The 22855-nt window shown below is 45.3% G+C and carries 19 protein-coding genes; 7 read left to right on the top strand and 12 right to left on the bottom strand.

Features of this window, described 5'->3' with window-relative positions; translation table 11 throughout:
- Positions 1–39: 39 nt before the first annotated feature.
- Positions 40–2862: a response regulator gene (locus LY387_RS22460; protein ID WP_234496413.1), complete on the top strand. Its 2823-nt coding sequence runs from the start codon at positions 40–42 to the stop codon at positions 2860–2862.
- On the opposite strand, the gene LY387_RS22455 is transcribed toward LY387_RS22460, so the two are convergent.
- The 3 genes from LY387_RS22455 to LY387_RS22445 form a co-directional block, all read right to left on the bottom strand.
- Positions 2859–3533 carry a hypothetical protein gene (locus LY387_RS22455; RefSeq protein WP_234496412.1) on the bottom strand — a complete coding sequence of 225 codons (675 nt, stop codon included), beginning with the start codon at positions 3531–3533 and terminating at the stop codon, positions 2859–2861. The two genes, LY387_RS22460 and LY387_RS22455, sit on opposite strands and share 4 nt — an antisense overlap.
- A 103-nt stretch (positions 3534–3636) precedes the next feature.
- On the bottom strand, positions 3637–4491 hold the full coding sequence (locus tag LY387_RS22450; protein WP_234496411.1) for a patatin-like phospholipase family protein: 855 nt from the start codon (positions 4489–4491) through the stop codon (positions 3637–3639).
- Positions 4492–4497: 6 nt separating this feature from the next.
- The gene (locus LY387_RS22445) at positions 4498–5400 is read right to left on the bottom strand and encodes a homocysteine S-methyltransferase family protein (RefSeq protein ID WP_234496410.1); all 903 of its coding nucleotides are present in this window, start codon (positions 5398–5400) and stop codon (positions 4498–4500) included.
- Between the two features lie 424 nt (positions 5401–5824).
- Here LY387_RS22445 and LY387_RS22440 point away from each other — a divergent pair, with 424 nt between their 5' ends.
- Positions 5825–6874 carry a polysaccharide lyase family 7 protein gene (locus LY387_RS22440; RefSeq protein WP_234496409.1) on the top strand — a complete coding sequence of 350 codons (1050 nt, stop codon included), beginning with the start codon at positions 5825–5827 and terminating at the stop codon, positions 6872–6874.
- A gap of 102 nt (positions 6875–6976) precedes the next feature.
- On the opposite strand, the gene LY387_RS22435 is transcribed toward LY387_RS22440, so the two are convergent.
- Positions 6977–7978, bottom strand: a complete 1002-nt coding sequence (locus tag LY387_RS22435) for a metal-dependent hydrolase (RefSeq protein WP_234496408.1) — start codon at positions 7976–7978, stop codon at positions 6977–6979.
- 159 nt (positions 7979–8137) lie between these two features.
- Between LY387_RS22435 and LY387_RS22430 the strand changes: the two genes are divergently transcribed.
- Together LY387_RS22430 and LY387_RS22425 are read left to right on the top strand one after the other, a co-directional pair.
- Positions 8138–9472, top strand: a complete 1335-nt coding sequence (locus tag LY387_RS22430; RefSeq protein ID WP_234496407.1) for an MFS transporter — start codon at positions 8138–8140, stop codon at positions 9470–9472.
- Positions 9473–9494: 22 nt separating this feature from the next.
- Positions 9495–10643: a winged helix-turn-helix domain-containing protein gene (locus LY387_RS22425; RefSeq protein WP_234496406.1), complete on the top strand. Its 1149-nt coding sequence runs from the start codon at positions 9495–9497 to the stop codon at positions 10641–10643.
- Positions 10644–10657: 14 nt separating this feature from the next.
- Here the strand turns inward: LY387_RS22425 and LY387_RS22420 are convergent, their stop codons facing one another.
- Entirely contained in the window at positions 10658–11149 is a 492-nt protein-coding gene (locus tag LY387_RS22420) for a tetratricopeptide repeat protein (protein WP_234496405.1), read from the bottom strand.
- Positions 11150–11544: 395 nt separating this feature from the next.
- Here LY387_RS22420 and LY387_RS22415 point away from each other — a divergent pair, with 395 nt between their 5' ends.
- Both LY387_RS22415 and LY387_RS22410 read left to right on the top strand, forming a co-directional pair.
- Positions 11545–12075, top strand: coding sequence for a glycosidase (locus tag LY387_RS22415; protein ID WP_234496404.1), 531 nt, complete (start codon positions 11545–11547; stop codon positions 12073–12075).
- Positions 12076–12222: 147 nt separating this feature from the next.
- Positions 12223–12936, top strand: coding sequence for a GntR family transcriptional regulator (locus tag LY387_RS22410; protein WP_234496403.1), 714 nt, complete (start codon positions 12223–12225; stop codon positions 12934–12936).
- A gap of 27 nt (positions 12937–12963) precedes the next feature.
- On the opposite strand, the gene LY387_RS22405 is transcribed toward LY387_RS22410, so the two are convergent.
- Positions 12964–14163: an enolase C-terminal domain-like protein gene (locus tag LY387_RS22405; protein ID WP_234496402.1), complete on the bottom strand. Its 1200-nt coding sequence runs from the start codon at positions 14161–14163 to the stop codon at positions 12964–12966.
- Between the two features lie 255 nt (positions 14164–14418).
- Here LY387_RS22405 and LY387_RS22400 point away from each other — a divergent pair, with 255 nt between their 5' ends.
- Positions 14419–15852 carry a PTS transporter subunit EIIC gene (locus tag LY387_RS22400; RefSeq protein ID WP_234496401.1) on the top strand — a complete coding sequence of 478 codons (1434 nt, stop codon included), beginning with the start codon at positions 14419–14421 and terminating at the stop codon, positions 15850–15852.
- A 584-nt stretch (positions 15853–16436) separates the two neighbouring features.
- On the opposite strand, the gene LY387_RS22395 is transcribed toward LY387_RS22400, so the two are convergent.
- The 6 genes from LY387_RS22395 to LY387_RS22370 all read right to left on the bottom strand — a co-directional run bounded on the left by LY387_RS22395 (position 16437) and on the right by LY387_RS22370 (position 22720).
- Positions 16437–16712, bottom strand: coding sequence for a nitrogenase-stabilizing/protective protein NifW (locus LY387_RS22395; protein ID WP_128649176.1), 276 nt, complete (start codon positions 16710–16712; stop codon positions 16437–16439).
- 165 nt (positions 16713–16877) lie between these two features.
- Positions 16878–17975, bottom strand: coding sequence for an alkene reductase (locus LY387_RS22390; protein ID WP_234496400.1), 1098 nt, complete (start codon positions 17973–17975; stop codon positions 16878–16880).
- 26 nt (positions 17976–18001) lie between these two features.
- Positions 18002–18388, bottom strand: a complete 387-nt coding sequence (gene gloA, locus LY387_RS22385; protein ID WP_042470576.1) for a lactoylglutathione lyase — start codon at positions 18386–18388, stop codon at positions 18002–18004.
- Between the two features lie 402 nt (positions 18389–18790).
- Positions 18791–19960 (bottom strand): MerR family transcriptional regulator, encoded by a 1170-nt coding sequence (locus tag LY387_RS22380; protein WP_234496399.1) that lies wholly within the window; start codon positions 19958–19960, stop codon positions 18791–18793.
- A gap of 144 nt (positions 19961–20104) precedes the next feature.
- Positions 20105–21007: an AraC family transcriptional regulator gene (locus LY387_RS22375; RefSeq protein ID WP_234496398.1), complete on the bottom strand. Its 903-nt coding sequence runs from the start codon at positions 21005–21007 to the stop codon at positions 20105–20107.
- 177 nt (positions 21008–21184) lie between these two features.
- Positions 21185–22720 (bottom strand): glutamate synthase-related protein, encoded by a 1536-nt coding sequence (locus LY387_RS22370; protein ID WP_234496397.1) that lies wholly within the window; start codon positions 22718–22720, stop codon positions 21185–21187.
- Between the last annotated feature and the right edge of the window lie 135 nt (positions 22721–22855).

Raw genomic sequence — 22855 nt, 5'->3', positions numbered from 1 at the left:
TACTTGATCGGTACTGGTGTACTTATATGGACAGTTTACATGTCATATAAGATGGCAGAGAACCAGTTTGGAGTAGATCAATCGGTCTACCTCCCTTACTGTCTGTACACCTTTTTCATCGCATGTTGGATCTTCGCTAACGCTTACTTTCAATCTGATTTGCTCACCTACTATGACAGTGATGTTGCCTGGTACATGGCTATCGGCGCGAATATTTTTTGTGCTTTTGCGATTCTCTCTGCTTATTGGTTTTCCTGTAAGCTCATCTCCAAGTCTAAAAGCCGGAAAATATCTCGATTACAGTTAGTACTTTTGGTGGGACTGTCGCTCCACTCCCTTATCGTGAACATCATTCCTGGGATGACTGTCATTAGCGTAGAGACACGTGCAGCAGGCGAGTTTTTAATCCGCTTCGGGGATTACAACACGGTCTTTTTCCTTACCGCTCCTTTCATCATCTGCCTGACTTTTATTAACTTTCTGCGAGCATGGAAGAGCGAGCTTCGGTTAACACAGTTGAAATCTGGCTACATGATGGGTGGTGTCATCCTATTTATGGTCTCTACCTTGATTGTGATGATCTTTATACCCTACTTCTTTGACGACTTTTCGCTGGTCTGGGTTGCCCCCACCTTGTCAGTCTTCGAGATGACATTAATTGGTTACGCTTTACTGTGTAATCGATTCTATAGCGGTCGATACATCACACTGGTCGGCGTAAGTTCTTTAACTAACATCGCCATCTTCTTAGCTCCTGCACTCATAATCACGGATTTCGGTGGTCATCAAAACATCGCTCTACTCTGCTGGATAGTGATCACTGGCCTTTTCTATCAAAAGCTCTTCAAGAAGGTTTATTGGTTCTTTAATCAATTCCTTTACGGCAAAGCAGGTAATAGCATTGACCAATTAGTTAGCCTTGAATCTGAGTTTCGATTCTCGTGCGACGATGCGGTTGATAAGCTCAATCAAACATTAGGAGTTAAGCGCGGCTACATAAGAAAAGTGCTGGCGGACAAAGATGCCCTACTTCTGGACTTTTTCGCAAAAGGCGAGCGAATCATCATCAAGGAAGAACTGGAGTATATTCTCGACAACCATATGGGCGGTCGGGACAAGATTGCCGAGATCGTCGGTTTCATCTCCGCCAACAACGTGTCTTTGGTCCTCCCCATCTTTGGAAGCCGCAAAGAGGTTACCCACTTCTATCTTGCGCGTCAGTCTAAACAGCACCCTTTAATTACTGCGGACCAAGAGGTCGGACTGCATGCTCTTTTCAACGAGGCTAGCCGTTGGATCATCGCCGAAGAAAAAGTACGTAAGAGCCAGATCATTGCGGGTTCAATCGCCCACGAAATACGTAACCCATTCAGCAAGCTCAAATATCACTTTGACCAGATCGATACCAAAGTGCTTGGCAAAGAAAGCATCGACTTGGGGAATCAGAGCTCAGAGGAGATCAAAGAACTCCATCAAGCACTTAACGAGAGTAAACGAGCGGTATTATCTGGAACACGCTTTATTGATGCTATGTTGGCAGAGATACGCGGCGATACACTTAAGTCGGAGCTTTTCTCTTTGCACTCTGCTAGTGAGTTAACCATTTCAGCCATCAACGACTTCAGCTTCAATAAACCGGAAAATAGGCAACGCGTCAGTCTGACCCTCGAAGACTTTGTGTTTTGGGGAGACGATACGCTGTTTAGCTTCGTCATATTTAACCTGCTTAAGAATGCGACGTATTACTTTGAGCAGTATCCAGAAAGTAAAATAGACATCAAGCTGAGCCGAGGAAAAACCGCAAACACCTTGCTTGTTACCGACTATGGTCCTGGTATTCCAGAGTCAAACCTGCCACACCTTTTTGACGACCTGTTTACCGATGGTAAAGACTCGGGTACGGGTCTTGGACTTGCCTATTGCAAGAGAGTAATGGAGGCATTCAAAGGCAACATAAGCTGCACATCCCAACAAGGTGTCTACGCTACATTTAAACTCTCTTTTCCCTCAGTAGATGATTCAGAGTTTGAAACGAAACTGCGCTCTAATCTTCAACCACACCTATCGAACAAGTGTGCGCTAGTCGTCTCTCCCGCCGCACAGCAGAGACCTCTTGACCCATATTTTGATGATGCCTTTGACGTTTCTGTTCATTACTGCCAAAACAGCGATCAGGCGACAGGTCAAATCGAAGCCTCAGCAGTCGATTTTGTCCTGATTTCCGACTGCGAACCATCCGCAGCATCTGAAATAGCCAACGCGGTTCGTAGTACTGCACACGGGAGTGAACTACCCATATTGTATTGCCGCTCATATTTTCATGAGGAGCTTAGCCCAAGTGACAATGTGTTTGATGCAGCACTGTCGGTCTCTAGTAAACACAGTTTCTGGCGTTCATTCGTTAAAGCTTGTGAAGCTGGCGCTCTCAAGAAAAAGGTGTCACTAACAGGTAAGAAAGTACTCGTTGTTGACGATACTCACGTGAATCGACTCTTAGTACAAAGCTACCTAGTTCTAGAAGGTGTCGATGTGCATCTGGCAGCATCGGGGGTAGAAGCCATTGAGAAGGCGAAGCAAACTACCTTTGATCTTATTTTCATGGACATTCGAATGCCTAATATGAACGGATTTGAAGCCTGCGAAGAAATTCGAAAGTTCAACCATTCTGTGCCTATTATTTCCCTCTCTGGGGAAAGCGGACCTGATGCCCGCCAATCGATCGATGAGTTAATGGATGACTACATCCCGAAGCCTGCGGAGAAAAAGCAGCTCGTATCTATGATTCGTAAATGGTGTGACGAGGATTGCTCTACAGACAGTCAAAACTCACCTACTCAATTTCGTATTCAAGGTGCGTCTTAAATCTCACGCTCATTCTTACTCAATACCGCCACTAACAGCCCAAAAAACAGTAGAACTATGTTAAAAAGAGGAAGCTGTAGATCGACCGGCATCATGTAAATCACGCTAACTGCGGGTATCCATATTAGCCAGTTACTAATGGTCATGGCGAATACTCGACGAAACCAAAAGTCACGATCGATGTACTGGCAAAAGCCGCGTTTGGGGAAACCAAGGTCTTTCCACAAGTACAAGATTGCGATAGTTGGCACTGACCAAAATGCAGAGTAAATAAATTGATCAACTGCCACTTTAGTGACCACAGTGCCAACATTCAGCACATCACCAAACCAGTGAGACTGCAATTGATAGAACAGATCTACTTCGATGCCTTTATACGCCCAAAATAGAGCGACACAGAGCAATTCGGCGCCAAAACGAGAACTTTTATATCCCAATGCATTAAGTAGCAGCAAAGGGAAAATCCCACCGAATAATGCCGTTGCTATTGCACTATAGACCCAGCCATATTTAGCTTTGGTTTGAGACATGACGTCAAAAACGAGGTGAGATTGCGGCCAATATAAGTAACTCAGTGCAATGAATAATGCAAAGCACTGAAGAGCAACACCAGCCTTGAAATTTTTGTGTAGTGCATAGGAAATATCAGTTCGCAGTTGTTGTACTAGCATCGTAAGCTCGTCAGTTTATTCGTGATTTGACTAGCCTACGGCGTTTAGCTACTAACTTTGATTACTATTTTTTATTCTGCATTGATGAAATTTCAACCACTACTTACTTGCTTTCCTTGTCCCAGGCAGTGATCGCATGTTTACCCGCTTCCACGCCCAACTCATACGCTTTCGCTAGTTCACCCTTACTCTGTGTTAGCCTACTCAACGAAAACCCATCTGGCGGACAAACTTCCACTATCTGAACACCTTCTGGAGGATGCTCGATAAGCTCAAGCGTTTGATTATAGCGCTCATAAATCGTCTGCATTGGGGTAATAAGGGCCGGCGTTTTTTTCAAAAACAGAGGATAGCTAGCGCCTAGTTTTGGCTTGGGTTTTTTATACGATTTATCTCGGCTTCGTATGATCATGATCTTCGAAGCACCACGTTTTATCGCCTCTTGGATAGGAATCGAGTCAGACACACCGCCATCAACAAAATGACCATTGTCGAGTTCTACACCTCGACGATAAAGAATGGGTAGCGCACTACTCGCCTTCATTGTTTCCGCTAATAGCTCAGAGTCCGGCGTGAGGTATTCCGGCTGACCCGTTGCACTGTTCGTCACAACAAGAAAAAATGGGCGTGTATCGCTATCAAAAGTTTGCTTATCGATACCGAGTTCTTTAAGCGTAATCTCCCACATCCAGTCTAAGTCAATCATGTCGCCGCCTCGGATAAAACGAGAGAGCGATACAAACTCTTTTCTCAAACTGTAATCAAGATAGATACGCTTGTTCCTTAGTGGCATCTTAGCTAGGTATGCAGCCAAGTTACTCGCACCGGCCGATACTCCCCAAAAGCTGTCAAAAGGCGAAAAGTCCATTGCCATAAAGTGGTCCAACACGCCGCATGAAAAGACGCTTCTCATCGCGCCACCTTCAACGATTAAGGCCGTTTTTCCAACACGTTCCATGTAGACCTACTCCTTATTTAAGCTCTGCTTCCATTTCGTCAACTCATCGATGTGGCGCGGCTCAATGCCACAACAGCCACCAATGACAGAAGCGCCAAGGGCATGCCAGCGTTTCGCGAACACCAAGTACTCTTGCGGAGAAAAATGCCTCACAGTTTGAATCGATGCATTGGCTTGATGACCCGACTTGATTGGCGTAAAGCTATTAGCAAATACACCTACTTCAAGTGACTTACCCACTTGGTTGGTAACCTGATTGACCACTTCTATCGCTCGCTCAATCACTTCTGGGATCGAGCAGTTAAAAAAGACACCCTGTGCGTCAATATCTGCCAATAAGGCGATGGCGTCTTTCAAAGACTCTCCCGAACGTAGCGTTGCAGGCTGATCCTCTTCATCCTGTAGCGTAAAACAGATGTACGCAGGTTTATCGGTGAGACTGAAGAGCTCAGCATACATTTTCGCTTCAGCAATACTTGCGACTGTCTCCGCCAACCACAAATCGACATACTCGTCTTGTGCGTGTAGCAGTTCAATGCTTATTGCTTTCCCGCGCTCTGGTTCAAATAGATCGGGGCGATACGAACCAAATACAGGTGGCAGTGAACCTGCTACCTGCACCTTTTGCTCGCTCTGCAATGCGACTTCATGAGCCAACCGTGCTGCTTTACCCGCGAGTGAGGCGCCTTGTTCTTCGTACAGCTCATCTCCGAGGTGAAACGGAACACAAGCGTAACTGTTGACCGTGATGATCTCAGCACCGGCATCAATAAAAGCTTGGTGAGCTTGCTTAACATAATGGGGGGTTTCAATTAGAGCTTGCGCACTCCACAAAGGCTGTGAAAAAGGCGCGCCAATACGCTCTAGCTCTCGCCCCATGCCACCATCTAAAATTGTTAATCTAACCATACTGACTCACCTACTGCTTTTTCTCGGCGTTTAATAGCAGCCATTAAACCACAATCAGACGAAACTTGAAGTCATGCGACTATACACTTACGCGCCACGATAGACTTATGTTGGCTCTTAGAGAGCCTTATTGAAACTCCCAGCCAAATTTTTGTCTTACAAGTTATATTTCTTTGTCTTTATTTGATTATCGGCTATTCAAAGTACAGAGCATTCAAAGCAGACCAAACTATGACTGAAATCAAATTCGATTATCACCTTACAAAAACTAGCCTGAGAACAATATTTGTTAACTGACGCCGATATTCAATACAACGTTGATTCGGTTCTGTGATCCTCTACACACATCAATTTATCGCTACTTTCCAATCAACTACTCAGTCATATTATGTAAGACAATATTACATAACAATGGAAGTAGAAAATGAAAAAGTTAACTGTCATTGCTGGATCTATCCTGTTGTCTTTGCCGTTAACCACACTGGCTGATGTTGCCAATAATGGTGTTTCTTATCCCGTCCCTGCCGATAAATTTGATATGCGAAACTGGAAGATCACGATCCCATCTGACATTAATGAAGATGGTAAGGTCGATGAAATTGAGGGGGTTGCTATGCTTAGCTACTCTCATGAGGACTTCTTCCATCTCGATAAAGATGGCAACCTAGTTTTTGAAGTACACAACAAAGCCATCACCACCAAGAACTCAAAGAATGCGCGTTCTGAACTTCGTCAAATGCCACGTGGCGCGAACTTCGATAACATTCTCACCAACGACAAGCTAAACCAGTGGGCTCTCTCTAGCCACCCTGATGCAGAAAGCTACAGCGCCGTGGGCGGGACGCTTGAGGCAACGTTGAAAGTCAATCACGTGTCTTTGAATGCGAAATTCCCTGAAAAATACCCTGCACACTCTGTGGTAGTTGGTCAGATTCACGCTAAAAAACACAACGAGTTGATAGAAGCCAAAACGGGTTATGGCCACGGTAACGAACCGCTGAAGATTTTCTACAAGAAGTTTCCTGATCACGAGTATGGTTCCGTTTTCTGGAACTATGAGCGCAACCTAGCCAAAGCTGATCCTGATCGCGCTGACATTGCTTACCCTGTTTGGGGTAACACATGGGAAAACCCAGCAGAGCCAGGTAAAGCAGGTATTAAGCTTGGAGAAGAGTTCAGCTACAAAGTGGAAGTGAAAGGCACCATGATGTATCTAACGTTCGAAACTGCACGACACGATACCGTGAAGTACGAAATCGACCTAAGCAAAGGCATCGATGAGAAAGACTTCCCAACTGGCTATGCAGAAGATGATTTCTACTTTAAGGCAGGTGCTTATGGTCAATGTAGCACCCAAGAGAAACACCCTGTTTGGGGACCAGGCTGTGCAGGTACGGGTGACTTCGCGACAGATAAGAAGAATGGCGATTACAACAGCGTAACCTTCTCAGCACTTAAGCTGAATGGTAAATAAAACCGCTCACTAAGACTATTGCGCTCTTGGCACATCTCCAGTTCCGAGAGCGCAATAGATGTGGCAAGCGTTATCTCAAGCGCACCGACCGATAAAATACACTCACCTATCAAACAGCATGTCATAAAATACTTGTCTCGACTCCGAAGTACTGCCTCGGTGTGTAACGTAATTGGCGTGTTCATCGGTTGAAGCCGTCGGTGACAGCTCAATACTCCATAGCGCTTTAAACTCGTTAGGTACAACCGAATATCTAACGTCCATAATTCGGGATGAGTTATTGGGATCTTGAGCTAAGTAACCATGAGAGAACCAACGAAATCGCTCCACGTCTCTCGCTTGCTGCGAGTTTGGGTCTAACCAAGGAAAATCTCTGTTAATAACCAGTTTATTAATGGACTCACCCGGATAAGTTTTCACTGTCCTCCCCACTCGCACCGCATCCGCAAAGTAGCGATCCTCGGTCTCATAAACGACCTTCCACACTAGGATATTGGCAAAACTCGGTTTGGCTTCCAGCTCAACAACCTGATGTTGACGCGCCTTGGCAAGTTGCCAGCCCGCAACCTCAGCACGATCCCTTTGGACCATTCCAACAAGCGGATAAGCTAGCACCCATATCATGGCGATTCTGGCGAACCACGGATTACGTTTTAATGTTGCGATAACCCCCAGCAGTAAAAGAGGCAAGGTAAACATAGGATCGATAACCGACACCACCCGCCACGCATACCTATCATTGCTAAATGGCCAGAGAAGCTGAGTACCGTAAGAGGTGCACGCATCCAAAAGCGCATGGGTACCGTATCCTAGAGCGCAATAAAACCAAGTCTGTGCGAATGAAAAGCCGAAACGTTTGGCAAACACGTGGAACAAAACAAAGGCACAAATAACACTGCCAAAGGGGATAAAAAGTAGAGAGTGGGTAAACTGGCGGTGATACTCCAAGAACAGCAAAGGATCGCTTGAAGAGCGAATTAAAACGTCGAGATCAGGCGACATACCAGCAAGAAGCCCCAGAGCGCCAGCAATGACTATGTTTTGCTTTTTACTCGCCGATTGCGACAAAGACGCGCCGAGAACACCCTGTGTTATTGGATCCATAATTCACTCTAAAGCTGATAATTTCGAACAGACCATACAATCAGCTATAGCAGTAAATGACTGATCTTTCTAATGTAGCTATTATTGAAGTGAAATCTTTTACCTATCGAGCAAATAGGTTTATACCTATTCCTATATAACAATAAGTATCTATTCATTATGACCGTCAAAGAGATCCTGCAAGTTCGCAACGTCCGCTGTTTCTTAATGTTCCGAAGCAGTTACTTTGCACGCTTTTACTACCCAGTTTTCACACTACTCTACTTGGATTACGGTCTTACCCTCTCACAGTTTGCCATGCTCAATGTCGTTTGGGCGGCGACCATTGTCATTTCAGAAGTGCCATCGGGCGCATTTGCGGACACCTTAGGTCGTAAAAAGCTCGTCGTGCTCTCCTCGCTCGTGATGTTTGTTGAAATCGCCATGATAGCCTTGGTTCCGACAGAGAACCCCAACGTAGTGTTCATGGTTTTCTTGATTAATCGAGTGTTGAGTGGGCTCGCTATGTCATTGGCAAGTGGTGCCGACGAAGCACTCGCGTACGACACACTCAAAGATCAAGGTAAAGAAGAAGTCTGGCCCCAAGTTCTGCAAATGCAGCTTCGCATTGCCTCAAGCGTAGGGATTGTCGTTACCTTGCTTGGTGCGGCGATGTACGATGTGAACTTTATGGCTCCGATTTTTGAAGCGCTTGGGATGAACAGGCCAGAGTCAACACAAGACATCATGCGTATTCCAGTTTTCGCCACTCTAATTGTCGCTCTCATTGCTATCTATGCTGCATTTAGTATGGAAGAAGAGAAAAAGGAGAAGACGGCAGAAGGCGGAAAACTCGCTACAACGATGGCGAGCCTTAAACTAACCATGAATACTGGGAAGTGGGTGCTATCAACCCCTTACGTTCTGTTTATTTTGCTCTACTACAGCCTATTCGAGCATACCTCGCGCATGTTTCTCACCATGAACAGTCAATATTATCGAGCGATTGAGATCCCCATTATCTACATCGGCTTTATTGGCGCCGGAATCAGTGTGTTTCAAATACTACTCGCAGGAAGGAGTCGTAGACTGGCTGAACAAATGGAACCAAAACGATTCATTCTAGCAATGGGAGTTGCCACAATCGCAACCTACTATTGCCTTAGTCTGGGCTGGCCTATCTACGGAGTCATTCCCGCACTAGCATTAATCTTCATCACTATGACGATGAACATTTTCATCAGCTATCACCTGAACAAGAAGACCGAATCGCACAACAGAGCCACTGTACTTAGTTTTAAGGGACTCATGTTTAATCTTGGCTATGGGTTTATCGGCATGCTTTACGCCTATTACTACAAACTGCTTTCCCAAAACTACACGGAACAACAAATTGAGCAACACGTGGATTTCATTGCCTCTCTGTCATCGTTCGTTTATTACTTTGCGTTTCTGTTTATCGCTATCAGTGCTTGGTTCTACATAAAGAACAAGCGAACAACAGTGTTTTCTTAATGGCTAGCTTGGAAGTTATGTAATGCAGTCTATATCTCTCGCACAGGCTCAGAAAATTGCTCTGCTGTCTCAGGGGCTCCCGGCTCAAAAGCTAACTGGTACCGCTTACCAAAAAAGCGTGCAATCGATGCAGACGTTAGGCTATGTGCAGATTGATACCATCTCTGTGGTGCAACGCGCTCACCACCATACCTTATGGAGCCGGAATCATAGTTACGCTCCAGAGCACTTAGATCGGATGGTGAAAGAACGTTTGGTATACGAGTATTGGTCTCATGCTGCTTCGTATCTGGATATGGCAAATTTTCAATTTTCACTACCTCGAAAACACGCCATCAAGTCAGACAAGCAAAATCACTGGTTTAGGAAAAACCCTAAGCTGATGTCGGAGGTACTCGCGAGAATCACATCAGAGGGGCCATTAATGGCGAAAGACTTCGATTCTACGGTCACAAAGAAAACGGGATGGGAGAGCAAACCAACTAAACAAGCGCTTGAAATGCTGTATATGCAAGGTGATTTAATGATCACTGAACGCAAAAACTTCCATAAAGTTTACGATCTAACTGAACGTGTACTGCCATCTAGTATCAATACAACCACTCCCTCGGCGCTAGAGTACGCCAAGTTTCTTGTCATTAACTCGCTTGTGACTCATGGTCTAGCCACATTGGCAGAAATAACCTATCTACAAAAAGGTATGAAAGCGAGCGTCAATGAAGCGATAAATCAGCTAATTGAGGAGGGAGAAATAGATAAGGTATCAGTGAATGGAGAGATCTATTTCACTCGTCCTCAATCCCTTTCGTTATTGGATAAAAGGCTGAATCGAAAACAAACACGCATCCTCTCCCCCTTTGATAATCTTGTCATTCAGCGCGACAGGGTGAGCAAGCTTTTTAACTTCGATTACCTTCTAGAGTGCTACGTCCCCGCGACCAAACGGCGACATGGCTACTTTGTCTTACCGATATTGTGGGACGGGCGATTGGTTGCAAGAGCAGATTGTAAAGCCCACAGGAAAGAGGCACACCTAGAAGTTATAACGCTCCACATTGAGCCCAGTGCGAACAAGCAGACTGCATTCAAGGACAGTCTGGAGCTTGAACTCACACAGTTTGCTCATTTCAATGGATGTGCAACTTTCAGTATCACACGACAGATTCCCTAGCTCGCACGCGAGCCCTAGCCTTTCACTTTCTCAGACACACCAAAAAATTGCTCGGGCGTTTTCTCTTCACCCTGGGCAATAACAAATGCCAGCTCATCCGCCAAAGGTGAACGCAATTGTCTCAGCGTATCTAGATCTTCTCTCGCGAGTGCGGCATTGCCCATCTGAACATGTAATACACCTCGATACATGTAAGGTTCAGGCATTTTTGGAGAGAGAGCTATGGCCTTGTTGTAGTGAAACATCGCCGTATTGTAATGGTCTGGGCCTTGCTTTCTTAGGGTATACGCTAGGTTGTTGTGCGCTTCCGCCCAGTCTTTATCTCGCTTCAAGGCTGTTCGAAATTTTCGCTCTGCATCAAGAAACTGCTTGTCCATCATCAACTCAACACCCTGATTGTATATCCGCTCAGCCCGGCTGAGAGGGTTGCTGCTCGAGCCAGAGCCGGCAGCCCAAAGGCTTGATGAAACGATCATACTGGTTACGAGGATTATAGTGCTTCGCATGGTTCTCTCCTGATTTTCCGACGCTCTTTACTTACGCGACGCAATTCTTACTGGTTCACCTTTTAGCAAAATCACCACACCTCAAATACCAGAAAACACACTCCCTTCGTGTTACCAAAAACGATCCCGTTATCAGTTTGTAATATTTGGTTATATTTCCTCAATAAGAGAACAGTCTTAGAATTTTATATTAAACAGACCTGTCGTTAACGATAAAAATCAGAATTATCTCAAAAACAGCCAACAAAACGCAGCAAGAAAACTTGCACATTTTGTGACCTATTCCTCTCACCCTTTGTACTCATCCCCCTTCACCTCTTTAGGGGGATGAGTAGCTATTTTTGGGTGAGGAATATCCTAGGCTCGCCCTAACCAAAAATAAAAAAGGACAAACCATGACATCAATAAAATCTGCTCTGTCTATGGCAGTGATAAGTGCACTAATGTTTGGCTGTGCGTCTGACCCAGCGACATCATCCGCGGATGACAGTGCTGCAACAACGACAGCTGCTGTGGCGGCTGCTCCAGCAGGCGTCGATACCGCCGCGATGGCAGCCTGTGACGCACCAACGGTTGCTGATAAAGGTCCTGTTAGCAAACAGCTTTTCGTAGTCGGTACGTTTGCCGATTCAAACTGGAAACACGTCGACGGACGTAAGTTCGAGCACAAAGGAGACGGTTTGTATCAAGCAGTGATCGACGAAAAACCAGGTAAGTTCAGCATGCAGTACGCAGCTTCAGACTGGAAACCACAATACACCGCTGAAGGCCGTACACTTAACCCAGGAGAGACAAAAGTACTTAAATGGGGTGGCTATGGCAAAGATACTAAATCGGTCATCGAAACTGCTGGAAAGTACGTTTGGTCAGTTAAGTTTGACGAGAAAGCAAATCCCGTCGCTGTATCAGTGAATAAGTGCATGTAGCACCTCGTAGCCAAGTGAGTGAACCTCACTTGGCTTCAAATCTCGCTTGACCCCTCAAAACTCTCAATGGCTACCTCAATAGGTTTGCCAATATCCCTCTTTCGTCGCTATCATTAATACCATCTGATGTAATTCATAAAGCCTATAATGAAAAAGCATGAACAGCTGGTTCAAGACCTGATCAGTAAAATCTGCCAAGGTGTTATCACACACAAACTGCCTTCTGAAAGAGAACTCGCCGACAAATATCAATTATCTCGATTCTCTATTAGAAAGGCCCTATCGAAACTTGAGGCAATTGGTGTAGCCAAACCCAAAACGGGGTCGGGGTATTTTGTTAACACAGCGATGATTGGCTCACCACTCATATATAACTCGATAACAGAAAATAGCTTCGAGCAGATCTCCTATAAAAAAGTTCAGCTTAATAAACGAGTACCTACTCATCACGAGATGCAAGTTTTCTCTATAGGTGAAAATGATTACTTGTGGCACATCAAACGGTTAAGACTCGTTCAAGATAAAATCACTCAAATAGAAGAAACGATTCTACCAGTACATTTATTCCCTAAAATGAATGACACTATTGTTGAAAGTTCGCTGCAAAAGCTCGCGCTTTCATTGGGTTTAGAAATAGACAGCTACTTAACGAGTTATAAAGCCGTTAGTTTATCTTCAGAAGATGCTAAGTTACTAGAATGCAAACGTTCTACGTCGGCTATGAATATTACCAATCGAGGTTTTCTTTTATCGGGAGAGGCTTTTATTGTCAGTGATATTCTCGATATTAACTATCAATGTACGTATCACACCAAATTTAATAACGAAAGCTTGCAATACCGAGATCAAAACGACCGCTAAATTAGCGGTCGTTTTATATTAGTCAATCTATGGCGTATGAATTGAGCCATCCGGCAATCGGCTTTGCGTCCATTCATGTGGACGATATTCAACCGGGAAGTCTTTCGCTGCTTGCACATCCATTTCAACGCCAATACCCGGCTTTTCTGACGCGTATAGGAAACCTTTTCTTGGTTCTGCTGCATTCGGGAACACGCGGCGCGTATTCTCTTTGTAATGCACGTGTTCTTGAATGGCCGCATTGTGCAGATGGACATTCATATGCGTGTTCACGGCGGCACCAATTGGTGTCATATCTGGTGGGCAGTGCCAAGCAATTCGCACACCGAAGCTCTCGCAGAAATGACCGAGTTTCAATGCAGGTGTGATACCACCGATTTGCGAAACATGGCAGCGAATAAAATCAATCTGACGGTTAATGATGATCGACTTCCACTCTTCTGGGTTGTTAAACAGCTCGCCTAAAGCCAGCGATACCGAGGTCTGACTGCGAATGTTACTCAACCATTCAGTTTGATTCGGCGGCAAGATATCTTCAATAAAGTACGGGTAATACTGCTCAACTTGCTTGGCAAATTGAATCGCTTGGTTCGGGAACAACCTCTCGTGAACATCATGCAGAATATGGAACTGATTACCGTACTTCTCACGAAGTAGCTTAAACATGTTCAGTGTATTCGCCATGTACTGGTCTTGGTCGTAATACGAGCCTTCCGTTGGGTTTTCTGTTGTGTGCATGTTCTCTGGCACGCCACCGTAAAAACCAAGCTGACAACGAATGTGCTTATAGCCCTGTTCTAGGAACTGATCGACTTGCTCATACAGGCCTTCCATCGTGTCGCTAGTGGCATGCGTGTAGACCTGAATCGCATCTCTTGATTTGCCGCCAAACAGTTGATGTAACGGCATATTTGCAAGCTTTGCTTTAATATCCCAGAGCGCCATATCCACACCAGAAATCGCATTATTAATCACTGGTCCATTACGCCAATAGGAATTAACCATCATCATTTGCCACAGGTCTTCAATGTTATTTGCATTTCGACCAATAATCAGTGGCTTAATATATTCATCCACCATTGTCTTTACGGCAAGCGGACGTTGCTGAAATGTTGCACAACCATAACCCGTCACACCCGATTCAGTTTCCACAATCACAGTAATTAGATTATGACGGTCTGGTTTGGTAATCACACATTCAATATTTGTAATGAGATTTTCTTTCACGATATTGGCTCTAGGTCAGAAATTTCATTCTATCTAACAGCGAAAAAAAACAGAATTCAAGCGCTATTTTATGGCAAAATTTGACTGGTTCGTTATCGATGGACTTTTGCAAAGAAAAACGAACCAATCGATGAAAATAGCTTAAAATTAATGAATTGACGCATTTAATGTGACGAATCTCTCTGTTTTTTCGATTGGGGTAGATACGCCCTCTGGATATTATGTCCCCATCAAATAACGGCAGGAAATTCCATTATGCAACTGACTGAAACGCTTGATGACGTGAACTCAACAACGAAAAATAATAGTGAGCAAAACGGTTTCAACGACAACCTAAAAGTGCTAGTGACGGCGCTTGGTGGTGAGAGCAACATCGTAAACATTACCCACTGTATGACGCGCCTGCGCTTTAAGCTTGCGGACGAGTCACTGGCAAAGAAAGATGCCCTTGAGAAAATCCCTGGTGTGCGAGGCGTTGTGCTAGCACAGGGACAGACTCAAGTTGTCATCGGTGTCGATGTGGAGAAATGGTACAACGCGCTCTCTGGTGTCAGCACGAGTACCGAAGAGCCAACTCTCGAAGTCGAAAAAGGTAAGCTGTTCCAAAGTGCAATGCGCGTGGTTGCGGGTATTTTCGGACCAGTAGTACCAGCCATCGCTGGTGCCGGTATGTTAATGGGCCTGCTGTCTGGCCTTATCGCAACCAATGTGATTTCAGAATCATCCGATACGGTCTACTTCTTCCGTTCAATCTCTACCGCCGTATTCTTTTTCCTACCTATGCTGGTTTCTTTCTCAGCAGCTAAGGTGTTTAAGGTTAACGAGTACATCGCTCTAGCTGTGTCATCAGCGATGCTGGCACCAAAACTGGTTGAAAAAGCAGCGCTACTTAAAGATGCTGGCGCAGCACCTGAACTAACGGTAATGGGCGTAATTCCTGTAGAGTTACTGAACTACGGCGGCGCTATCGTTCCGGCCATCCTAGCAGTTTGGGTACTCTCAAAAGTGACACCGTTTGTTGACCGATTCGTTCCATCGTCAGCAAAACCGGTATTTACACCGCTGCTCGCCTTTACTGTGACGTCTACAATCGTCCTATCTTTAGTTGCTCCAGCGGGTATGTGGCTAAGTAACGGTGCGGGCTGGGTCGTGAGCTCACTTCTAGAGATTTCACCAACGCTAACTGGCTTCGTGTTCGGTCTTACTCGCCCAATTACTATCGTGTTTGGTATCCACCACAGCATGACGCCAATCAGCTTGAACAACTTTGCTTTGTACGGAAAAGATCTACTGATGCCAATCATGTGTCTTGGCAACCTAGCAATCGCTGGTGCAACTATGGCCGTGTGGTACAAACAGCGTAAGCATGTTTCTAAAGAAGAGTCGTCAGTAACAGTAGGCTCTGGTATCACCGCAATTCTAGGTATCACTGAACCAGCTCTATTCGGTGTTCTAACTAAGTACACAAAGGCATTGTTTACTGCGAGCTTGGCGGCAGGTGTTGTCGGCGCAATCTCTGTTACGATTGATACTCACCTAACAAGCTACATTCTATCGTCTGTGTTCAGTCTTCCTGCATACCTAGCAAGCGGCACACAGAACTTCATTCAAGCAGTACTTGGCGTTGTGGGGGTATTTGCTCTGGCATTTGCTCTGACTATGATGTTTGTTAACGTCGACGATAAGTAATCTACAAGTAGTCTAAAACGAAAAGGCTCACACGCTTTTAACTAGAGATAGTTACTGGGGTGTGGGCCTTTTTGGTGTTTCAAGCCATACCAAAAATCATCGTCATCCCCTTGAAAAAGGGGATCTCATTCTGCGCGTCGCGGAGTTGATTTATGCGACTTAGTCGAATACTTTCAGTCACCTACACTCTATAGGAGATCCTCACTTTCGTGAGGATGACGGTTATATGGGGTATGTTAGAAATGAATGGATGCAGAGCATTTATGTCCGGACCTGTGCTAACAGGGTAGATCAACGTAACTCAAAACTACCCAATTCGGTGCTTCAAACCATAGTAAAAATCACCGTCATCCCCTTGAAAAAGGGGATCTCATTCAGCGCGTTGAAAAGTTGAATTACGTGACTTAGTCGAATATTTTCAATTACCTACACGTGGTAGGAGATCCTCACTTTCGTGAGGATGACGAATATCTGGTGAGCGGACGGGGTGGAATCAACAAGAAACTTTTATCCAAAAGTGAGTTTCGAACTTTGTTGTCACACTTTCTATTTATAGCCAAGTTGACTGAATCTAAGCTTAGATTTTAGCGTCGAATACAAGACGTACATCCCCTGCAGGCAGAACGTGTTGCAGGGTCTAATCGACCTCTTTGGATCTTACAATACGCATTTCTAAGCACCCTTCTCGCTGCAAACCAGTCTTCCGGTTTTTGCATCAAAAGATAGCCGTTGAAACGCTTTAGAAGCGGCAGGCGATATTCATCAAGAAACTTACGATCGTATTCAACCTCAAAGTAGTCAAACACTTGTTCTAAAGCAGTGAAGGTCGCCAGTTTGTCTTGAAGTTCAACAAAGCTCATCGTACTGGAAAGGGTTAAGGAAGTTGTCGAGATTGTAAGCGATCAAATGTGAATAGTCACTTTGGAAGCGAATTAGCAAGAAAGGAAAAGGATAGCTGGGAGCGAGAGACAAGCCCAAGGCGTCATTCCCTAAATGGGAAGCCCCCTAGCCTCGGGCTTGTGAACTTAGGCTTGGTACTCTGGGTAATCAAGCAGACCGACTTCGTTACCGCCAAACAGGGTGTTTGGATTGTGCTCAGCTAGCGGGTAGCCGTGCTTGATACGATTTGGTAAGTCTGGGTTTGAGATAAATGGACGACCGAAGCCAACCATGTCAGCAAGTCCACCAGCCAGAGCCTGCTCTGCCTTCTCTTGGTTATAGCGACCAGCGTAAATGATGGTACCTTGATACGCTTCACGAACCGCTGTTTTGAACTCAGCTGGTGTGTCAGGCGCGTCATCCCAATCCACTTCCGCAATGTGCATGTACACTACGTTATGTTTATTAAGTACACGTGCAGCCGCGGTATAAGTCTCTACTGGTGTCTTATCGACAGTACCGTTTAGAGAAGTAAATGGCGCTAGGCGAACACCCACTTTATCTGCACCAATGGCATCAACAACAGCAGCAACCACTTCATCTAGGAAACGTAGGCGGTTTTCAATTGAACCACCATATTCGTCATCGCGGTTATTCGCTTCTGAATCAATAAACTGGTTGATTAGGTAGCCGTTTGCACCATGTAGCTCGATACCATCGAAACCTGCTTCAACAGCGTTTAATGCCGCTTGGCGGTATTGCTCTACCACATCTTTGATATCTTGCTTTGTCATTGCTCGAGGTTCAACCACATCAACAAAGCCCGGCTCATTGGTGCCGTTATCGACGAAAACCTTCACATTCTCTGCTTTTAGCGCAGAGGAAGAGATAGGCTGTTCACCACCAATGTTATCAGGGTGTGTAACACGACCTACGTGCCAAAGCTGAGCGAAGATAGCGCCGTCTTTTGCGTGTACTGCATCAGTCACTTTTTTCCAGCCAGCGATCTGTTCTTGAGAATAGATACCCGGCGTCCAAGCGTAGCCTTGACCCATTGGAGAGATCTGTGTGCCTTCTGCAACAATAAGACCTGCTGAGGCGCGCTGTGCGTAGTACTCAGCCATCATATCGTTCGCTGCGTTACCTGGCTGTGACGCGCGAGAGCGAGTCATAGGTGGCATCACGATACGGTTTTTAAGAGTAAGTGAACCCAATTGAATTGGTTGAAACATTGAATCTGTCATAATCATAAACCTCTATATGTTCTCTATTATTTGCTCGATTGAATTAGCTCAATAGAGTAACCATCAGGATCTTTTACAAACGCGATGTGAGTTTCGCCGCCTTTCATTGGACCTGGTGCACGAGTGATGTTGCCACCCAGTTGTTCAATGCGCTCACATGCCGCATAAATATCATCACAACCAATCGCAATATGTCCCCATGCATTGCCTTGGTCGTACTGGTCTGTATCCCAGTTGTAAGTCAGCTCGATGGTAGAGCCTGCATCTTGACCCTCGTAGCCTACAAAGACCAGTGAATAGCGATACTCTTCATTCTCGAAACGGTCTAACACCTTCATGCCAAGAACTTCTGAGTAGAATTTAATGGACTTATCTAGGTCCACTACGCGAATCATTGTGTGCAAAACTTTCATATTAACCCTCGCCTGAATCTTATGCAGACTCTCACCCTTAATCGGTTGAGTTAACCACATAAGCGAAATGGTGATTTCCAACTGGCGCTAGATTACGACAAAAGGGAAAGTACGTGAAATTATCAGATATTATGATTTGTATAATATTTTGGAATGATAGAGTTACAACAATGCCTTGAATTGTTGAGATACATCTGTCCCACTTTTAGTTTCAAAGCAACCCAAAACATCGTCATCCCCTTGCAAAAGGGGATCTCATTCAACGTGTGCAAAACTGATTTACGTGACTCGGTCCATACCTTTCAGTTAGCTACACGCTTTAGGAGATCCTCACTTGCGTGAGGATGACGAGTTTATTAGAGGCCGGGCTCTGGGAGTAGAAGTTAAAGACCAGTCTTAATTTCACTGTCTTTGAACGATAAACATATGGTAGCCAAACTCTTCAGCAAATTGAGTGCAGATCTCTACCTCATGCTTGATGTCTTTCCATGCAGCCTTTTCAGACATCTCTGGTTCAAGCTCTTTGACTCGTTCACTCAGTGGTCCATAGTAGTTCATCCAAGCTTCGCGGCTCATCGGAAAGTGGTCAACAACTTGGTAGCCCGCATTTTTAATCTGCTCAAGGCGTGTGTCTACCTGTTGGATATCGGGATACTCTTGATTCCAAAACTCCACTGACGCTTCACTTGGCGTCGATGTCTTCCAAACCATGTCACTCAACATAATGTATCCGTGGTCCGTTAAGAAAGACTTCCATTGTGATAGGGCTTTTTCTACTCCCATGATGTAAGCACTGCCTTCTGCCCATATAAGATCGAAACTTTGTGGCGCAAATGGTAGCTCTGTCATACTTGCAGCAACGGTATTAAGCCTTTCAGCTAAACCAAGTGCTTCAAAACGCTCGGTAAGTCGATCCAGCGCTGACTGCTCATTATCAATTGCGGTAATAGTTGCATTGCTGTTTTCTGCTAGCACTTTGGTTGCCAGTCCTTTTCCGCAACCAACTTCAAGCAGGTTTTTGGGCGCTTTTGGTACTGCGTTTAGTGCCTTTTGTGTTTCTTGCTCACTTCCCGGTCCCCAACGTTCAAGCGTTTCGAATACCGTCATGAAGTCAGCCATATAAAGTTCGTGTTCGTTCATGTCTTTTGATAACCATTTCAATCTCAGGGCATCTTTTTCACTAAAGCCCTGATTAATTAACCATTCGAGATGGGCATCTGGCGCTAACTTATCTAGCCCTTCATGCCATGCTTTAAGATCACCTTCTCCCAACATAGCGGCTAACAGATCACGCGAGCGCTGCTTCTGCTCAATCTCATCATCCAATACTTGCAAGCGTTTCTGTAACAATGCTCGGTCGACTTTCGCCTCCAAACACGCTTTACACTCTTTCAGAGTCAAACCACCAGCTTGCAGTTGTTGGATCAATCGGACACGTTGCACGTCTTTATCGCTGTAGACTCGGTAACCATTGGATAAACGTTTCCCGCTAATAAGGTTCTGTTTTTCATAATAGAGCAGCGCTGTTCTCGACAAGCCCACTTCTGCGGCTAACTCTGATATCCGATACACCACAACGTCCTCTCCGATTGATGGTTGGCACTGTAAACTATAAAGCTGTAGACAGGTCAACAGCAAATAAAAAAACACCGCGAATAAATTGACGCGGTGTTTTTACCAGTATTAGCTAACGAAGCTATTTTAATCCGGCTATTGCTAAGCTTTTATTGCTGTACAAAAACTGACATCAGCAACGTTCGTTTGAATGTCGTACGAGTGATATAGCTCAAAGCAAGGACGCTCATCCGTTTCTAACTGCTGCTCTACGACCTGCGCCATTAACTCTTCCCACGCTGTTGAATACTGAGATTTGTCGGTGATGGTTTTTCGTATGCATGCATACTTGCCTCCCTCGAACTCTGTCATTTCAATGCCAGCGGGTGTATCGACGGAGGAATCAAGCAGTAAGCCGATATCAGTTCGACACTTTTCTGCTGGGGTTATTTCTGGATTGTCGTGATAGATGAACACGTTCGTCTGCGCTGCAAGTCCATTTGGACCCGCCCAACTGTATAGCTTGTCGACCGCTGGTTCATAATTATTACCATAAGGTCCTGTTACTCGAACAAACGCCAACTGACCTGATTCAATCATTCTAATTTCCATTTGGGTACTCCACTTATAAGGTTCGAAATCAGTATAAGGAGTCGCACTTTCAGACTCGTGTCCATTGTTGCGAAGTAGGTGTCCAATCTTGCTGTTTCGCATGAGCTGAGCGTATTGCTCCAAATCATCACAGTCTCGGATTTGTGTCGGTGTTATCCCAAAGTACTTTTTAAACGCCTTCGCCATGCTTTGCGAACTACCAAAGCCATGGTCTAGCGCCACTTCTGTGACACCTGGCTTGTTGTAAAACAATGTATTCGCAGCTTGCTCTAGTCTTAATCTTCGAAGAAAGTCATTAAGGGTTTCTCCCGTCACCACCTTAAAAATTCGATGAAAGTGGTAAGGAGACAGGTGCGCTTTCTTAGCCACAACCTCTAAGTTAAGAGGTTGATCAAAGTGCTGCTCAAGATAGCGGATGACAGGTTGTAATTTTTGCTGATAGTCAACTTTCATGGGCATCATTCTATTTAAAACCAGATAGCACACAGCCTAACAAAAACTGTATATAAACACAGTTATTATTTACAAAATTAAGAGGTGAGTTGGTAAGATATGAAGCTAATTTAACCAAGCGAGGACAAACATTGTCCTCGCCCACGAGTCGTCTAGTGAACTAGATTGATTGGCTCTCTACTCAAAGCCGGAGTACTTGACCCCCGACAAGTGCGACATTTCTCGATTCCATGTCGCCAAATCTTTCTTATTGAACTGACCGAGTTCATTGTGACCACACGCTCTCGCCATTACCTGCATCAAAGAAACCGAGGCTTCAAAGAAGTTCTTTAGCTGGTGAGAGGCTTTGTCGACGTTTAGTCGCTGCCTTAGATCGGCCTTTTGTGTTGCGATGCCAGCAGGGCAATTGTTGGTATTGCACATTCGAGCGGCGACGCAGCCGATGGATTGCATCGCACTGTTCGAAATCGCCACACCATCAGCACCCAGCGCCATCGCTTTCACAAAATCCATTGGTACTCGCAACCCACCTGTGATGATGAGCGTTACTTTACCGCTCATACCTTGTTGATCCAGATAGCGACGAGCTCTTGCAAGTGCAGGAATCGTTGGCACGCTAATGTGATCCCGGAACATTTCAGGCGCTGCACCTGTGCCACCTCCTCTACCGTCGAGAATGATGTAATCAGCACTCGCATCTAATGCAAATTGTATGTCTTCCTCAATATGGTTTGCGCTTAGCTTAAAGCCGATAGGAATGCCCCCTGTGACCTCTCGTACTCTATCTGCAAGTTTTTTAAAATCTTCCACTGTATGGAGATCTTTAAAGGTAGGTGGCGATATCGCTGCTTCGCCTTCTGGAATACCGCGAACCTCAGATATTTTCCCTATATTTTTATTGCCCGGAAGGTGACCACCTGTCCCAGTTTTTGCGCCCTGCCCTCCTTTAAAGTGGAAGGCTTGAACCGATTTCAATTTTTCTTCATCGTAACCAAATCCCGCGCTGGCTAGTTCGTAAAAGTAGCGTGAGTTCGCGGCTTGCTCTTCAGGAAGCATTCCCCCTTCACCAGAACAAATCCCTGTTCCCGCAAGCTCAGCCCCCGTTGCCAGTGAGACTTTGGCCTCTTCAGATAACGCACCAAAACTCATGTCAGAGACGAACAAAGGAATTTTCAGCTTGAGCGGCTTCTTAGCTTGTGGGCCAATCACAAGCTCTGTACCTACTGAGACATCTTCCAGCAGGGGCTTTGTCGCCATTTGCGCCACCATGATTTGAAGATCATCCCAATGCGGCAATAGATGTCGTGGCACACCCATTGATGTCATTGGACCATGATGTCCGAGCTTTGATAGTCCCTCGCGAGCGAGTTGATGAATGAACTCTACGGTAGGCTCTTCTTTGGTTTGGGTTGCTATCGGCGCGGCATCGGCAGCACTCGAAATACCCGGTCCCTCTTTACCCACCATGTCATCCGAAAAGTTTTTATGTGTGCCATCGCAATAAGGAAGATTGGCAGAATGCTTGCATCGACACAGATAGGCGTCACCCGTTGACTCGGCCTTGAAGCTTTTTGGTTTAAAGTCAGTACCGGCATGAGAGCCGTCACAATAAGGTTGGTTTTTGGAACGGCCGCATGTACAGAAGTAATAATCTTGACCTTCGGTCAGCTCAACTTTGACCGGGATGTTATTGGCAATGATTGGTTTGCTCATAGTGCTTCCTTGATCGGATTATAGTTATCGCACTGTAAAGCGTAGAACATCTCCAGATTTTGATCGCGAGAGCACACAACGAGGCCTTAATGTTACAGTAAAAAAGCCAACCACGAGGGTTGGCTTATTCATAGG

This window comes from Vibrio maritimus, assembly GCF_021441885.1.
In the GTDB taxonomy this organism is placed as follows: Bacteria; Pseudomonadota; Gammaproteobacteria; order Enterobacterales; family Vibrionaceae; genus Vibrio; species Vibrio maritimus_B.
The sequence above is the reverse complement of the archived record's forward strand: the minus strand, read 5'-3'. Positions and strand labels throughout refer to the sequence as shown.

What these genes read in the sequence shown, in the direction of transcription:
- LY387_RS22460 (WP_234496413.1), top strand. Translation starts at nt 40, where the DNA reads ATGTCATATAAGATGGCAGAGAACCAGTTTGGAGTAGATCAATCGGTC.
- LY387_RS22455 (WP_234496412.1), bottom strand. Translation starts at nt 3,533, where the DNA reads ATGCTAGTACAACAACTGCGAACTGATATTTCCTATGCACTACACAAA.
- LY387_RS22450 (WP_234496411.1), bottom strand. Translation starts at nt 4,491, where the DNA reads ATGGAACGTGTTGGAAAAACGGCCTTAATCGTTGAAGGTGGCGCGATG.
- LY387_RS22445 (WP_234496410.1), bottom strand. Translation starts at nt 5,400, where the DNA reads ATGGTTAGATTAACAATTTTAGATGGTGGCATGGGGCGAGAGCTAGAG.
- LY387_RS22440 (WP_234496409.1), top strand. Translation starts at nt 5,825, where the DNA reads ATGAAAAAGTTAACTGTCATTGCTGGATCTATCCTGTTGTCTTTGCCG.
- LY387_RS22435 (WP_234496408.1), bottom strand. Translation starts at nt 7,978, where the DNA reads ATGGATCCAATAACACAGGGTGTTCTCGGCGCGTCTTTGTCGCAATCG.
- LY387_RS22430 (WP_234496407.1), top strand. Translation starts at nt 8,138, where the DNA reads ATGACCGTCAAAGAGATCCTGCAAGTTCGCAACGTCCGCTGTTTCTTA.
- LY387_RS22425 (WP_234496406.1), top strand. Translation starts at nt 9,495, where the DNA reads ATGCAGTCTATATCTCTCGCACAGGCTCAGAAAATTGCTCTGCTGTCT.
- LY387_RS22420 (WP_234496405.1), bottom strand. Translation starts at nt 11,149, where the DNA reads ATGCGAAGCACTATAATCCTCGTAACCAGTATGATCGTTTCATCAAGC.
- LY387_RS22415 (WP_234496404.1), top strand. Translation starts at nt 11,545, where the DNA reads ATGACATCAATAAAATCTGCTCTGTCTATGGCAGTGATAAGTGCACTA.
- LY387_RS22410 (WP_234496403.1), top strand. Translation starts at nt 12,223, where the DNA reads ATGAAAAAGCATGAACAGCTGGTTCAAGACCTGATCAGTAAAATCTGC.
- LY387_RS22400 (WP_234496401.1), top strand. Translation starts at nt 14,419, where the DNA reads ATGCAACTGACTGAAACGCTTGATGACGTGAACTCAACAACGAAAAAT.
- LY387_RS22395 (WP_128649176.1), bottom strand. Translation starts at nt 16,712, where the DNA reads ATGAGCTTTGTTGAACTTCAAGACAAACTGGCGACCTTCACTGCTTTA.
- LY387_RS22390 (WP_234496400.1), bottom strand. Translation starts at nt 17,975, where the DNA reads ATGACAGATTCAATGTTTCAACCAATTCAATTGGGTTCACTTACTCTT.
- gloA (WP_042470576.1), bottom strand. Translation starts at nt 18,388, where the DNA reads ATGAAAGTTTTGCACACAATGATTCGCGTAGTGGACCTAGATAAGTCC.
- LY387_RS22375 (WP_234496398.1), bottom strand. Translation starts at nt 21,007, where the DNA reads ATGAAAGTTGACTATCAGCAAAAATTACAACCTGTCATCCGCTATCTT.
- LY387_RS22370 (WP_234496397.1), bottom strand. Translation starts at nt 22,720, where the DNA reads ATGAGCAAACCAATCATTGCCAATAACATCCCGGTCAAAGTTGAGCTG.